This is a genomic window from Pleomorphomonas sp. PLEO (assembly GCF_041320595.1).
In the GTDB taxonomy this organism is placed as follows: domain Bacteria; phylum Pseudomonadota; class Alphaproteobacteria; order Rhizobiales; family Pleomorphomonadaceae; genus Pleomorphomonas.
The window spans coordinates 4,630,564-4,644,802 of record NZ_CP166625.1; the positions used below are offsets into that span (position 1 = coordinate 4,630,564).

12 protein-coding genes are annotated in these 14,239 nt (G+C 62.5%); 10 read left to right on the top strand and 2 right to left on the bottom strand.

The window, feature by feature from the left end:
• Positions 1-12: 12 nt before the first annotated feature.
• Genes AB6N07_RS21460 through AB6N07_RS21480 form a run of 5 tightly spaced genes read left to right on the top strand, consistent with a single transcriptional unit; the run spans position 13 to position 5,197 of the window.
• Positions 13-912, top strand: a complete 900-nt coding sequence (locus tag AB6N07_RS21460; RefSeq protein ID WP_370675087.1) for a carbohydrate ABC transporter permease — start codon at positions 13-15, stop codon at positions 910-912.
• Between the two features lies 1 nt (position 913).
• A complete protein-coding gene (locus tag AB6N07_RS21465; RefSeq protein WP_370675088.1) occupies positions 914-1,786 on the top strand; it encodes a carbohydrate ABC transporter permease in 873 nt (290 codons plus the stop codon).
• A 39-nt stretch (positions 1,787-1,825) separates the two neighbouring features.
• On the top strand, positions 1,826-2,779 hold the full coding sequence (locus AB6N07_RS21470; RefSeq protein ID WP_370675089.1) for an SIS domain-containing protein: 954 nt from the start codon (positions 1,826-1,828) through the stop codon (positions 2,777-2,779).
• A 59-nt stretch (positions 2,780-2,838) separates the two neighbouring features.
• On the top strand, positions 2,839-3,915 hold the full coding sequence (locus tag AB6N07_RS21475) for an ABC transporter ATP-binding protein (RefSeq protein WP_370675090.1): 1,077 nt from the start codon (positions 2,839-2,841) through the stop codon (positions 3,913-3,915).
• A gap of 4 nt (positions 3,916-3,919) precedes the next feature.
• A complete protein-coding gene (locus AB6N07_RS21480) occupies positions 3,920-5,197 on the top strand; it encodes a D-tagatose-bisphosphate aldolase, class II, non-catalytic subunit (RefSeq protein WP_370675091.1) in 1,278 nt (425 codons plus the stop codon).
• 79 nt (positions 5,198-5,276) lie between these two features.
• On the opposite strand, the gene kdgR is transcribed toward AB6N07_RS21480, so the two are convergent.
• On the bottom strand, positions 5,277-6,098 hold the full coding sequence (gene kdgR, locus AB6N07_RS21485; protein WP_370675092.1) for a DNA-binding transcriptional regulator KdgR: 822 nt from the start codon (positions 6,096-6,098) through the stop codon (positions 5,277-5,279).
• A gap of 406 nt (positions 6,099-6,504) precedes the next feature.
• Here kdgR and AB6N07_RS21490 point away from each other — a divergent pair, with 406 nt between their 5' ends.
• From AB6N07_RS21490 to AB6N07_RS21500, 3 genes are all read left to right on the top strand, one after another.
• A complete protein-coding gene (locus AB6N07_RS21490) occupies positions 6,505-7,629 on the top strand; it encodes a glycoside hydrolase family 105 protein (protein ID WP_370675093.1) in 1,125 nt (374 codons plus the stop codon).
• Positions 7,630-7,745: 116 nt separating this feature from the next.
• A complete protein-coding gene (locus tag AB6N07_RS21495; RefSeq protein WP_370675094.1) occupies positions 7,746-9,362 on the top strand; it encodes an MFS transporter in 1,617 nt (538 codons plus the stop codon).
• Between the two features lie 187 nt (positions 9,363-9,549).
• The gene (locus AB6N07_RS21500) at positions 9,550-10,374 is read left to right on the top strand and encodes an alpha/beta hydrolase (protein WP_370675095.1); all 825 of its coding nucleotides are present in this window, start codon (positions 9,550-9,552) and stop codon (positions 10,372-10,374) included.
• A 289-nt stretch (positions 10,375-10,663) separates the two neighbouring features.
• Here the strand turns inward: AB6N07_RS21500 and AB6N07_RS21505 are convergent, their stop codons facing one another.
• Complete coding sequence (locus AB6N07_RS21505) at positions 10,664-11,737, bottom strand: Gfo/Idh/MocA family protein (RefSeq protein WP_370675096.1); 1,074 nt, start codon at positions 11,735-11,737, stop codon at positions 10,664-10,666.
• Between the two features lie 267 nt (positions 11,738-12,004).
• Here AB6N07_RS21505 and AB6N07_RS21510 point away from each other — a divergent pair, with 267 nt between their 5' ends.
• Positions 12,005-12,871: a sugar phosphate isomerase/epimerase family protein gene (locus AB6N07_RS21510; protein WP_370675097.1), complete on the top strand. Its 867-nt coding sequence runs from the start codon at positions 12,005-12,007 to the stop codon at positions 12,869-12,871.
• A 45-nt stretch (positions 12,872-12,916) separates the two neighbouring features.
• Positions 12,917-14,197, top strand: coding sequence for an ROK family protein (locus tag AB6N07_RS21515; protein WP_370675098.1), 1,281 nt, complete (start codon positions 12,917-12,919; stop codon positions 14,195-14,197).
• Positions 14,198-14,239 lie beyond the last annotated feature (42 nt).

The window sequence follows — 14,239 nt, forward strand, 5'->3', positions numbered from 1 at the left end:
CGCAGAGTTCTGATGTCCACCTCCAATCCCAGACGAAACCGCAAGCCGGGCGAACTCGCCCTCGCTGCCGCGCTCGTCGTTCCCATCGTCGCCATCATGGGCGGCTTGGTATTCTGGCCGCTCGCAACGTCGCTGGTCGACAGCGTCTACCGGGTCGATCCGATGCGGCCCGGCATGCCCTTCGTGGGCCTTGCCAATTACGGCGCGCTTCTCGCCGACAGCAACGTGCAGACAGCTTGGCTCAACACCTTCTGTTACGTCGCGATGGCGGTGGTGCTGGAGACGGTCGGTGGCATGGGCGCAGCGCTGCTGCTCAACCGGGTAAAGCATGGTCGGCAATGGCTCTTGGCCATCACCGTATTGCCCTGGTGCCTGCCACCGGTGGTCAACGCCATCGTCTGGATGTGGATCTTCAATCCAAGCTATGGCCTGCTCAACCACGCGCTGCTGTGGCTCGGCCTGATCGACTCCCGCAAGGTGTGGTTCAACGACCAGGCGACGGCGCTGTTTCTGGTGTCGCTGGTGCATGTCTGGCGCATGATGCCGCTGACGGCGGTGATCCTCCTGGCGGCTTTGCAGAGCATCCCGCGCGACCTCTACGAGGCGGCACGGCTCGACGGTGCCGGACCGATCAAGAGCTTCCGTCTGGTGACGCTGCCGCTGATCTCCAGCGGCGTCGCCATCGCGCTCAGCCAATCGACGGTATTCGCCTTCAACCTGTTCGATGAAGCCTGGATCCTGTCCGGCTCGAGCCTCGATACGCGCTCGGTGATCATCCAGGTCTACCTGACGGCCTTCCAGAACCTCCGCTTCTCAAGCGGCATGGCGCTCTCGATCCTGGCGATGCTCGCCTCGCTCATGGTGTCGCTGCTCTACGTGCTGAGGGTCTATCGCGAAACGAGGTACGACTGACATGCGCAGCCTCATATCAACGCTGCCCGGGCGGATCGGCACCGTCCTTGCCGTAACCTTGCTGGTGGCCTGGTCCCTTGGGCCGATCTACTGGTCGCTGGTCACCTCACTGACGCCGCCGCTGAACCTCCTGGGCGCGCCATCCCTCTGGCCGCAGCACATCACTTTCGAGCACTATGCCAAGCTGTTCGGCGCCACCAGCATGTCGCAGGGCAACGCCGTCCAGTCGGTGTGGCCGCAGTTCTCGGCGGCGCTCGCCAACAGCCTTATCACGTCGGTATTGGCGACCGTGGTGACGGTGGCGATTGCCGCCTTTGGTGCCTATGCCTTCGTGCGGCTCGAGTTTCCCGGCCGCGACCTTCTATTCGTAGCCGTGGTGGCGACGCTCGCCATCCCCGCCTACACAGTGATGATTCCGCTCTATCGGCTGATGATCTCCCTGAAGTTGATCGACACCTACACCGGCATCACGCTGATCTACGTGTCGGCCTTCCTGCCGCTGGCGCTGTGGCTGATGCGGTCAGTCTATCAGGCGATGCCGATTTCGCTTGAGGAAGCGGCCTGGCTGGACGGCGCCGGACGCGTCTACACGCTGGTGCACATCGTGTTGCCGCTGGCGGCGCCCGGATTGATCGCCAGCGCCATCCTGACCTTCCTCAATGCCTGGGGCCAATTCATGGTGCCGCTGGTGTTCTCGCCGACGCTCGCCACCAAACCATTGACGGTGCTGATCCCGGAGTTCGTGACGCGCAATTACATCGACTTCGGCCTGATGAACGCCGCCGGCATCCTCGCCATCATCCCGCCCGTTCTGCTCGTGCTGTTCCTCAACCGCTACCTGGTGAGTGGGCTGATGGCCGGCGCGACCAAGTGACCTCCTGAGAATAAACAGACAAAACAAGGACGTTTTTCCATGAACACCACCGAACGCGTCATCGTCGAGCAGTTCCCCTTCTGGGAGAAGGCGATCGACATCGCGCTGCCGTCGGTCGAGGCCGACACTTACGTCTTCGTCGGTTGCGGCACCTCCTATTATGTGGCCATGAGCCTCGCCATTGCCTTCAACGAGAACGGCAAGCGCGCGATCGCCGTGGCCGGTTCGGAGTGGGCGCTGCGCCATGGCTCCTATCTTCCCAATACCAACGGCGCCGTAGTGGTCGGCATCTCGCGCAGCGGTGAATCGACCGAGGTCGTGCAGGCCGTGCGGGAAAGCCACAAGCTCGGCATCCGCACGCTGGCGATCACCTGCGAAAAGGACAGCTCGATGGCCAAGGCGGCCGACATCGTCGCGTTCGCGCCGACCCATCCCGACGAGGGCATCGTCATGTCGTCGTCGGCCAGCCTGATGCTGTTAATGGGCCTGCGCATGGCCGGCGAAAAGGTTGAGCAGGCCGTGGTGGCCGGCGCGCGCGCCGCGGTGGCGGCGATGAGCGAGAAGGCACCGGTGGTGGCGGCCGGGCGGCATAAGTTCGTCGTGCTCGGCGGCGGCGTCTATTTCGGCATCGCCTCCGAAGGTGCCCTCAAGCTGCAGGAAATGAGCATTTCGGTGTCGCAGCCGTTCCACACCATGGAGTATCGGCATGGGCCGATGAGCCTTGCCGACGAGGACATGCTGATCGTGATGCTCTACAGCGAGGATCAGCCGGGCGAAGAGGCCAAGCTCGTCGCCGAGCTGAGGGCCAAGGGCGCCAAGGTGATTGGTCTCGGTGGACCGGGCGACCTGACGCTGCCGATCGCCACCCACGGCCTGCAGCGTTCGCTCGAAATGCTGGCGGCGCTGCAGATCCTCGGCGAACGGATCGCCAATTCCAAGAACATCGACAGCACCCAGCCGCGCCACCTGTCCAAGGTGGTGGTGCTCGGCTGAGCTCTCGTCGGGGTCGCCGGGCGACCGGCGACCCACCCGATCTATTGCAGGAGTTCCCCATGGCCACCGTCGATATCCGCCGCCTCGTCAAGCGCTACGGCGCCGAGGAGGTGATCCACGGCATAGACCTCTCGATCCGCGACGGCGAATTCATCTCGCTGATCGGCGCGTCCGGCTGCGGCAAGTCAACCCTTTTGCGAATGATCGCCGGCCTTGAGGACATTTCCGGCGGCACCATCTCGATCGATGGCCGCGAGGTCAACGACGTCGCGCCGAAGAACCGCGACATCGCCATGGTGTTTCAGAATTATGCGCTCTATCCGCACCTTTCGGTCGCCGACAACATGGGCTTCAGCCTGAAGCTGCGTGACGTGCCGAAGCCAGAGATTGTACGGGCGGTAGGGGAGGCGGCCGACCTCCTCGGCCTTACACCCTATCTCAAGCGCATGCCGAAGGCGCTGTCGGGCGGCCAGCGCCAGCGCGTTGCCATGGGGCGGGCGATCGTCCGCAAGCCGCGCGTCTTCCTGTTCGACGAACCGCTCAGCAATCTCGACGCAAAGCTCCGCGTGCAGATGCGCACCGAGATCAAGGCGCTGCAGCGGCGGCTCGGCACAACCTCCATTTACGTGACGCACGACCAGATCGAAGCCATGACCATGTCCGACCGCATCGTCATCCTGAACGGCGGCCGCGTCGAGCAGATCGGAGCGCCGCTCGATGTCTATGATCGGCCCGCCAACCTGTTCGTCGCCACCTTCATCGGTTCGCCTGCGATGAACCTGATCGAGGCGACAGCACGGCGCGACGGCGACCGGCTGTTCGCCGAGACCGACGACGGGCTGCGCTTGCCGCTTGATGGCTATGGTGTAGCGGAAGGGGCGACCGTAACTGTCGGCGTCCGGCCCGAACACCTCAATTTTGTCTCGAGCGACGCAGCCGGCGCCCTGCCGTTTGCCATCGATCTCATCGAGCCGACCGGCCACGAGACGCATGTCTTCGGCCGCCTTGGCCGTCATCAGGTCGTCGTTATCCATTCCGAGCGGGTCGCGGAGACATCGAGCGCTTCCCTCGCCATTGCCCCCGGCGGTATCCACCTGTTCGACCGGGCTACCGGTCAGCGTATCGAGAGGAGCTGAAGACATGGCCACGAACCCGCTCAGCGACATTTCCACCTGGCGCTTCCGCACATCCGGCTTGCGCGGCATTCCCTCGATCTGCTCGGCCCACCCGGTGGTGATCGAGGCGGCCATGCGCCGTGCCGCCGCCCTCGGCCTGCCGGTGCTGATCGAAGCGACCTGCAACCAGGTCAATCAGGACGGCGGCTACACCGGCATGACGCCGCGGGATTTCCGGGACTTCGTCGCGGCAATCGCCAAGCGCGTCGGCTTCCCGTTCGACAACGTCATTCTCGGCGGCGACCATCTCGGCCCCAACCCGTGGAAGAAGCTGCCGGCCACTGAGGCCATGAACAAGGCCAAGGTGATGATCGACGCCTTCGCCAAGGCCGGCTTCACCAAGCTCCACCTCGACACCTCGATGGGCTGCGCTGGGGAACCGGTGGCGCTCGCCGACGCGCTGACCGCCGAACGAGCCGCTTCGCTCGCTGCCGTCGCCAAGGCCGCAACCAAGAACGCTGTCGTCAAGCCGGTCTATATCGTCGGCACCGAAGTGCCGATCCCCGGCGGCGCCATGGAAGAGATCGAGGAGCTTGAAGTTACCAAGCCCGAGGCGGCGCGCGAGACCATCGCCGTCCACCGCGCGGCCTTCGCCAAGGCCGGCATCGCCGATGCCTTCGAGCGCGCCGTCGGCGCCGTGGTGCAGCCAGGCGTCGAGTTCGGCAATCACAACGTCGTCGCCTTCGATGCCGACAAGGCGGCATCGCTCAGCGCCGTGCTCGTCGATCTCAAGGGCTTCGTGTTCGAGGCGCACTCCACCGACTACCAGACACCGGAAGCACTGAAGGCGCTGGTCGACAACGGCTTCTCGATCCTGAAGGTTGGCCCGGCCCTGACGTTTGCGCTGCGCGAGGCGCTTTACGGTCTCGACCACATCGCCGAGGTACTCTACGCCGGTCGCCGCAAGGAGACGCTCGCCGCCACCTTCGAGCGGGTGATGCTCGCCCATCCAGACAACTGGGCCAAATACTATTTCGGCACGCCCGACGAGCAGCGCCTGCAGCGGCACTTCAGCTATTCCGATCGCATCCGCTACTACTGGCCGGAGCCGGAGATCGCCAAGGCGGCCGAGGAATTGCTCGCCCTGTTCGGTACCACCACAATACCCGAGACGCTGATCAGCCAGTATCTTCGCGGCGTCTACGAGGGCGTCCGGCGCGGCCGCGTCGAACCCACCGCCCATGGCCTGTCGCTCGCCATGGTCGACCTCGTCCTCGACGACTATTTCAAAGCCTGCCTCTGAAGGCAGGCAATAAACTGGCGGTCTGCGCCCCTGCCAATTCATCGCTTATCGAAGCCTGAGGGGATGTGTCGGGCCGGGATCAGGCCGTCAGTGCGCCAGAGCGAACAAGCGGGGCGTAGTCGCCCGAAAAACCGAGCCCTTGAGATGTCGCCCTTCCGGCCTTTCGCAGCTCTCGAACATAGTCGGTTCGATGGTTTTCGTCGAAACGAAACACCGGGAAAGACACGCTGATCGCCGCTACCACCTTGCCGATGTGATCGAAAACCGGCACGGCCATGCAGCGCACGCCGAGTTCACTTTCCTCGCACTCTTCGGCATAGCCCTGCTGACGAGCCTGCCTGAGCTGTTCGGCGAGCACTGCCGGATCGGTGATCGTATTCGGGGTCTGTTTGAGATAGCCGAGCTTCGGCAGCGTCGCCTGCAGGTCGTCGTCATCCCGCCAAGCCAGCAGCGCCTTGCCGAGCGAGGTACTGAACAGCGGGTTGCGCTTGCCGATCGGTGATTGCAGGAACAGATTGTACAGCGAGTCGAGCTTGTGGATGTAGACGACCGAATTGGTCTGCGGATCGAGAATCCCTAGATGAACCGCCTCGTGCGTCTGCTGGACCAGCTCCCCCATCGGCTTATCGGCCACCTTGATGAGGTCGGCCCGGCGATTCAGCACTTTGGCACCGAGGTCGTAAACCTTGAGCGTCAGGCCGTATTTGTCGGTATCGCCCTCCTGCTCCACATAGCCGAGTTCCTGCATCGTCTGCAGCAAGCGGTAGGCCGTACTCTTTGACGTCATGACCCGCTGCGCCAGTTCCGTCAGGCTGACCGTCCGGTCCTCAGCCAACGCTTCGAGCACGGCGAAGACCTTGAGAACGGCGGCAACGGAGTCCTGCTTCGGGGGCGTGGGCATGAATGAGCTCGTTTCGCAAAATTCGGAACACGATTTTGAAATGATGCTCCACGAAATGCAACAGCTCGTTCGGACTTTCCCGCGCCATCGCAATCATACTGATGGATAATGCTTTTTGCCGCATAGGGGAAATGACGGAACTTGCGGATCGGCGCAAGTCATGCAATTTTTCAATTATCAAAACACTGTTTCGGAATTTTGCGATCGCTAGTTCGAACAAGATCGGACCGGCGTTCCGCAAAGGTGGGGGAGCAACTGAGCGAACCGATGGACGGAAAGGCACCGCGGCCGGTAACGGCTATGCGGCGAGCGTTTCGTGCTGCCAGTCCGCGCACGGTTCTCCGCGCATGCGGCCGCCGGTTGGCGGAGAGCACAATTCCGAATTGGGCGAGGACCGTAAGAGGCCATGACCATGCATCCGTTGCTCCAGCAGAAAGAGCGCATCTACCCCCGCGACCATATGATCGGTCTCATCGACCGCCTGACCGAGAACCTGATTAACATCAAGGACGAGACCGGCCAATTCCTGCTGCGTCTCGAAGACGGCCGTGTCATTGACACCAAAGGCTGGGCCGGTTGGGAGTGGACGCACGGCATCGGCCTTTACGGAATGTACAAGATCTGGGAGCTCACCGGCGACCAGAAATTCGCCGACATCATCACCGACTGGTTCGCTGCTCGCTTCCGGGAAGGAACGCCGTCGCGCAATATCAATACCGTCGCCCCTTTCCTGACACTTGCCTATCTCTACGAGCGTACCGGCAACCGCGCCTATCTTCCCTACCTCGATGTCTGGGGCGAATGGGTGATGAACGGGCTGCCACGCACCGAGGAAGGCGGCTTCCAGCACATCGTCTACAACTCGGTCAATAATCAGCAGATGTGGGACGACACGCTGATGATGAGCGTGTTGCCACTGGCCAAAATCGGTCTGCTGCTCGGCCGGCCGGCCTATGTCGACGAGGCCAAGCGACAGTTTTTGCTGCACATCAAGTATCTCGTCGACCGCAAGACCGGCCTCTGGTTCCACGGTTGGACTTTCGAGGGGCGGCATAACTTCGCCAATGCATTGTGGGCGCGCGGCAACTCGTGGATCACCATTGCCATTCCCGAGTTTCTCGAACTGACCAACCTGCCCGAGACCGATCCAGTGCGGCGGATCTTGATTGATACGCTGGCGGCGCAGGTTGGCGCCCTGGCCCGCTGCCAGGCTCCGTCCGGACTTTGGCGAACCATCCTCGACGACGAGACCTCCTACGAGGAGGCATCCGCGTCGGCGGGCTTTGCCTATGGCATCTTGAAGGGCGTCCGGCGCGGCTACCTGCCAGCAGAATTCGAAACCGTGGGCCTACGCGCCGCTCGGGCGATCTGCGAACGCATCTCTCCCGCTGGGGAACTCACGCAGGTCTCCTTCGGCACGCCGGTCTTCATGTCGGTGGACGATTACAAGAAGATCCCGCTCACCTCAATGCCCTACGGCCAGGCCATGGCGCTGCTGACGCTCGGCGAGGCCCTCTACCAATACATTTGAGCCAATTCGGACGCCGGATCAGGCCTTTCGCCAAAGTGCGAAGCATAGAGGGTTCAGCCGGCATCAATCTGGCAGGCCGCGGAGGAGTCGCGACGCTGCAGTCTCAGGAGGATAACATGACAATGCATGCGGCGCCCCGCAAGACGGGGTGGATGAACTACTGGGCCTGGGGATCCGGCGATATGCTTGGTGCCGGCGCCATGGCGGTCATTTCCGGCTGGCTGTTCTATTTCTACACCACCTTCTGCAACCTTAGCGCCGGCGAGGCAGGCCTGATCCTCGGCATTCCACGGCTGGTGGATGCCGTCTCCTGCCCGCTGATCGGTTATTTCTCGGATAACCTACGCCATACCTGGATCGGGCGGCACATCGGACGGCGCAAGATCTTTCTGCTGATCGCCATTCCGCTGCTGCCTTGCTTCGCGCTCATGTTCGTCACCGGCCATGGCTTCGCTTACTATCTCACCACCTTCATTTTCTTCGAGGTGGTCTATGCGTCGGTGCTGATCCCTTGGGAGACGCTGGCTGCCGAGATGACGTCGGACTACAAAGCCAAGGCCCGTTTCGCCGGCGCTCGCATGCTCGTAGCCCAGGCTTCGGCCGTGCTCGCCTCCTATCTGCCGACGCTGATCATCAACTCGCTCGGCGGCAAGGACGCGCCCGACACTTTCCTGATCATGGCGGCGATCTTTGGCGGCATCTTCTCGGCTGTGGTGCTTCTCGTCGTCCTCTTCACCTGGGAGCGCCCCTACACGGACGCCGAACTCGGCGTCCGCCGTCCGCCGATGAGCCTTGCGAGCGTGACCATGATCCCGGTCAACATGTTCCGTGACATGTTCTCCACTCTCCAGCTCAGAGCCTTCCGCCAGCATCTCAGCATCTATCTTGGCGGCTACATCTCACAGGACGTCTTCAACACCGCCTTCCCGATCTTTGTGATCACGGTGATGATGGGTGCCACACTGGTCATCTCGCAACTGATGACCATCATGTATCTGTTTCAGTTCATATCGGTCATCGTTGCCATCAACATGGTCATGCGCCTCGGGCCTGTGGTGGCCTACCGCACGGCCATTTCGCTGGTCATCGCCGCCTGCGTGCTTTTCTTCGCCTTTTACATGACCCAGCCCGAAGGATTCACGCCGGCGCTCAAGGCCGTTGAGACCAACATGATCGGCGCCATCCTATCGGGATCTCTGTCCGGTTCGGTGGTCTTCTGGCTACTGGTTCCGCTGGCGCTCGCCGGTCTCGGCCGCGGCACGCTCAACTTCGTTCCCTGGAGCATCTACAATTACCTGCCGGACATCGACGAGGCCGTCACTGGCAAGCGTCGCGAAGGCATCTTCGCTGGCGTGATGACGCTGGTTCGCAAGCTAACCCAGTCGCTGGCACTCACTGTCACCGGCTTCGCCATGCAGGCCGGCGGCTATCAATCCGGTGCGGCGCCCCAAACCGAAGGGGCGATCCACACCGTGATCGTCATTCTGGTCGCCGCGCCGATCATTATCATGCTGCTCGGCGCCGTTGCCTCGTGGAAGTTCCGCCTCAACGGCGAGACCCATGCCGTGCTGATCCGCGAAGTCGAACGTCTGCGGGCCGGAGCCAGGCAACCCGAGACCGAAGAAAGCGGCCGCGTCGTGGAAGACCTCACTGGTTGGAAATACGATCAGCTTTGGGGCCGCGGCAAACAAAAGGCCCTCGAGTCGGCCGTCATGGCGCCGCGCGCCGTATGAGCAACCGCCGGAGCCCTCGTCGAAGGGCTCCGGCTTCCCGACGACGGCGACAGGCAGACAACAGCTATCGCGCCGTGTTGGAAATTGCCATGGTGGACGGAATCATAACGGCGGCGTGCCGCGCCCCAAGCGTATGCCGGCGGGGTGCAACACAACGCCCATCCGGCACCACATCTGGAACAGTGCAATGAATTTTTCGTCCTTCCCGTATCCGGTTATGCGCGCTCCGGAGATCACATTTCTGTCGGAAGGATCAGCCAACCGCTTCTCCGGCGAGTGGCCCGATCGCCTTTTGGGTACTGTGACGCGGGCTGAACTTCACAGCTTCACAATCGCCGCGCCGCGTGCTCGCGCGATTGTCTACGCAGGTGGCGGCTACACGCAGATCTTCTACGATAAGGAAGGGACCGAGGTGGCGCTGTGGCTGAACGGCCTTGGCATCGACGCACATGTCCTCGTCCATCGCCTCCCCGGAGCGCCGGACGGCAACAGCGACGTATTTCCCAAGAACATCGCTCTCCGTGACGGGCTGGCGGCACTTGATCATCTTGCTGGAGACGGATCGGCCCTGCCGCTCTTCCACGTCGGGCTTTCCTCCGGAGGTCATCTCGCCGCGGTCATGGCATGCCAGAGACATGCACTCTCCCCGCGAGGCGCCCTCATCGCCTACGCACCGATCAACGCCAATCATCGGCTGCACAAGATACCGCTCGGCAAGCCCGACTATCCACCAATCGAGAAGCAGGATTTCTATGACGACTGGCCGATCGGCCTTGCCAATCATCCGCATGGCCTGCCGAAGGCGCCACTCTTTCTCGCCTACGCGCTTCACGACCAGTCGGTGCCCGTCCAGCACGCGCTGCGCCTCGTTGAGACGGCAGCGGCCGCTGGCCTCGACGTGGATGCGCATATCTTCGGTACCGCGCCGCACGGCTTCGCCTTGCGCGATCGAGCTGGTAGCCACGCCCTTTGGCCCGAACTTGCCGCCGACTGGATCGATCGACATCTCTAGTTCAGCGACAGCGGCCAGATCCATTTCGACATCAGGGCCGGGGGCTTCTTCTGGCGCCTTGGCTCCTGCCCCCTGGAGAAACCCGAGATAACTAGCTCTCGCTAAAGGGAATAGCCGACGTCACCGCCGTCAACCCTGCCCTTTCTACCTCACCACGTCCCTAGCAATCAGAGCCAGGTCCGAAGCGTTGCGCGCAAGATGCGACTATCTCAAGATCTGATCAGGCTGCACGGTCTTGTTTGAGACCTAGACATGACGGCTGTCGGCGATGCAGGCGCTGCCTGCAGGCTCATCGCCGCGCCGCCTTGATGATATCGGCAAAGAGCGCAAGGTCCGCCATCGACTCCGCCGGAGGTGTCCGGTTCTCGCCGCCCTCGGTGATCGCGGCATGGAAAGCCCGCAGCTCGACCTCGAAGGGATCGCGATGATAGGGACCGAGGCGAGTGACGGTATTGTCGTCGTCGCCTGAGGCCTGCAGCTCCAAGGTCATCGGCAGATTGCGGATGTAGGGCGTCGGGTATTCGAAAGCGATCCGGTTCCAGCGCGTGTTGATCTCAAAGCCGGCCTCGAAGCGCACGACGTCGCCGATCATGCACTCGTAAATGGCGGTGAAATTGCCGTAGTCGAACAGCGCGGTGATCTGGGTGCCATCCTGCTTGATCTCGGCAGCGATCACCCGCTCGGGGCTACCGAGGAGATCGCGCATCGCCGAAAGCGAATGCGACGACAGGCCGGTCATCACCGCATAGGCGGTCCGGATATCGGCGGGAGCGTCGGCGCCAAGCACGGCATCGAGCATAGCCGTACGGAGCTCGCGTCCTTCGGTCAGCAGCGCTTCCGGGATGTCGCCCCGCGGCACGACGACGCCGTCGGTCTGGCGGAAATACCAGGGGCCCTCGCAGATCACGTCGCGTACACGGACATAGGTGATGTCGGACTTGGATGGCAGGCGCTTCTTCGCCTCAACAAAAGCCGGTGCGAAGCGCCGCATGTAGCCGACCATGGCAACGCGATCGGCATGGGCAAAGGCGACCTTGGCAAGTTCCGCGAGATCATCCGGCGCCAGGCAACACGGCTTTTCGATCAGCACGTGCTTGCCGGCCGAAATGGCAGCTCGGGCATGACGGCCGTGGTAAGCATCGGGGCTCATGACCAGAACGGCGTCGATGTCGGGCGAAGCGATCAGCGCCTCAGCGCTGTCGAAGGTTCGGGCGATATTCCAGCGAGCAGTAATAGCCGCCGCGACCGACGGCGACGGATCGAAGGCGCCGGCGAGCTGGTAGAGCCCGCCGAGCCTTTGCAGAATGGGCAGGTGGATAAGCTGGGCAACTTCGCCAAGTCCGATGAGGCCAAGCTTGAGCATTTTTGTTCCATTCCCCGCCCAGCGGTCTAGTGGTCCAACACGGCGCAAAGAATAAATACGTTATGTAGATTTATCAAGAGATCTCATCGCCGTTCCTCACCCCATGCAGGCATTTTACCGCGCACGCCGATGTCGACAAGGACTCCGTTCAAGCGACAGAGGCATGAAATGGTAGAAATAATCCGAGATTCAGCCTTTCCGGCTTTCACGAGTCGAAAAGCTGGAATAAGGTGTCATCACGGATTTAATTTCGCGATGGAGTGCACAATGAAACTGGCCACGGCTCCGGACGCCTGGGGTGTCTGGTATGCGAACGATCCCCGGCAGACCCCCTGGACTCGCTATCTGGATGAGGTGCGGGATGCCGGCTTCACCTCGACTGAGACCGGCCCCTGGGGCTATTTGCCGACCGACCCCGCCCACATGATGGACGAACTCGGCCAGCGTGGCATTGACGTCTGCGGCTCCGCGCTCGTGCATCTGCTGGCGCCTCGCGACGCCATGGAGACGCTGAAGCCGAGACTGAAGGACACGTGCAACCTCCTGAAAGCAGTCGGCGCCAAATGGGTGGTGGTGATGGATGATTCCGGCGTTCCGCCGCCCGGCCAGAGTCGCGAACTCTCGCCGGATGACTGGAAGTCGATGATCGCCACCGTCAAGGAGGCCGCCGCCTACGTCAGTGGCGAGCATGGACTATCCCTCGTGTTCCATCCTCATGTCGGCTCGGGCGTCGAGACCGAGGCGGAGATCGTGCGGCTGCTCGAGGAGACGCCAGCTGAAACCGTCGGCCTCTGCTTCGACTTCGGTCATCACGCCTACACGGGCGCCGACGCTATCGCCTTCATGAAACGCTACGCCGATCGCATCCCCTACTATCATTTCAAGAACGTCGACCCGGTCATTCTGGAGCGTATTCGTCGCGACAACATTGATTTCATCACCGGCTTCCAGTCCGGCGTGATGTGCGAACTCGACAAAGGACTGATCGATTTCGCCGAGGTCCGGGATTTCCTTGCGTCGCGCGGTTTTGATGGATATGCGGTCTATGAGCAGGACATGTATCCGTGCCCGCCCGACAAGCCGTTCCCAATCGCCAAGCGCAATCGCGAAGCCCTTCGCCGCCTCGGATTGTAAAGGCGACGGCCCAGGAGCCGACCACCGCATGACGAAGGACTGGCCGTGACCATTCTGGATCGCTTGGAGGGCGGCGCGAGCCGGGACGGCGACGAATTGATCGCGGGCAGCCGCATCGAGGATGCCCGCATCCACAATCGCCGCCTGGTGTTCGAGACCATCTTCCAACGCGGCCCGATCAGCCGCGTTGAGATATCCGGAATCATCGGCCTCAAACCGCAGACGATTTCCTCGATAACCCGCGAGCTTCTTGAGCAGGAACTGATCGTCGAGGCCGGGCGCTCGTCCGGCCTGCGCGGCCAGCCGCAGATTTATCTGGAAGCCAACGCCGAAGCTGGCTGGTCGATCGGCATCCACCTCGACCAGAACCACTGCTCGATCCTGGCCTTCGACCTCAAGCGTTGCGAACGCGGCCGCCGTTCGCTGCGGCTCGACACCAAGAACCCGGCCTCGGCGGTGCGTGTGCTCGCCGCTGCCATCCTCGGTCTGCTCGAAGAGAACAACCAGCCGGTGAGCAAGGTCTGGGGCATCGGCCTCGTCTTGCCGACCTTCGGCTCCAGGGTCTACGACTTCGACTTCTCGATCCAGCATTGGGACGCCTGGCGCGACGTTTCCTTTGCCGAGGAACTGCATCGGCTGACCGGCATGCCGGTTCTGGTCGAGAATGACGCCACCGCCGCCGCGATCGGCGAACGAATCCATCGGCCGGACGCCAGCGAAGCGAGCTTCGTCTATTACTATATCGGCCATGGGTCCGGTGCCGGCATCATCATCGATGGTTATCCGTTCAAAGGGGTCGGCGGCAATGCCGGCGAAGTCGGCCTGTTGCCCGTACCGGGTATTCCCGCCAATCCCGTCTGGTCGAACGGCGCGGCTGAGCCGAGCGAACCGAGCGCCAACTTGCTGTCGATCGAGGGATTGGCGGCCGCCTGCGGTGTAGATGAAGCGAACCTAGACGATGGCGTCATCGATCAGATGCTCGTTATGCGGGATCACCGACTGATGGACTGGCTGGCCAACGCGGCCCAGGTCCTGCGTGATGTCACCGCCATCATCGAGGTGATGTTCGATCCGGGTTTCATAGCCGTCGGCGGGCCGCTGCCGCGCGCCATCGTCGAGCGCCTCGTCGATCGTGCCTATCCGCTGCGCCCGACGCCCGCGGCACGCCACGACCGGTCGGTGCCACGCTTGCTGCCGGCCAAGCTGATCGAGGACGCGGCGGTCACCGGCGCGGCGATGCTGCCGATTTTCGTCAACATCAGCCACAACTTCCGCCACCTTTACTTTCGGCAGCTCCTGTCCGAAGACGGTCCCGGCGAGGCCTGATATCCCGACCCGAAACTCTACTGGGGCGGGCGCCGGTCCGCT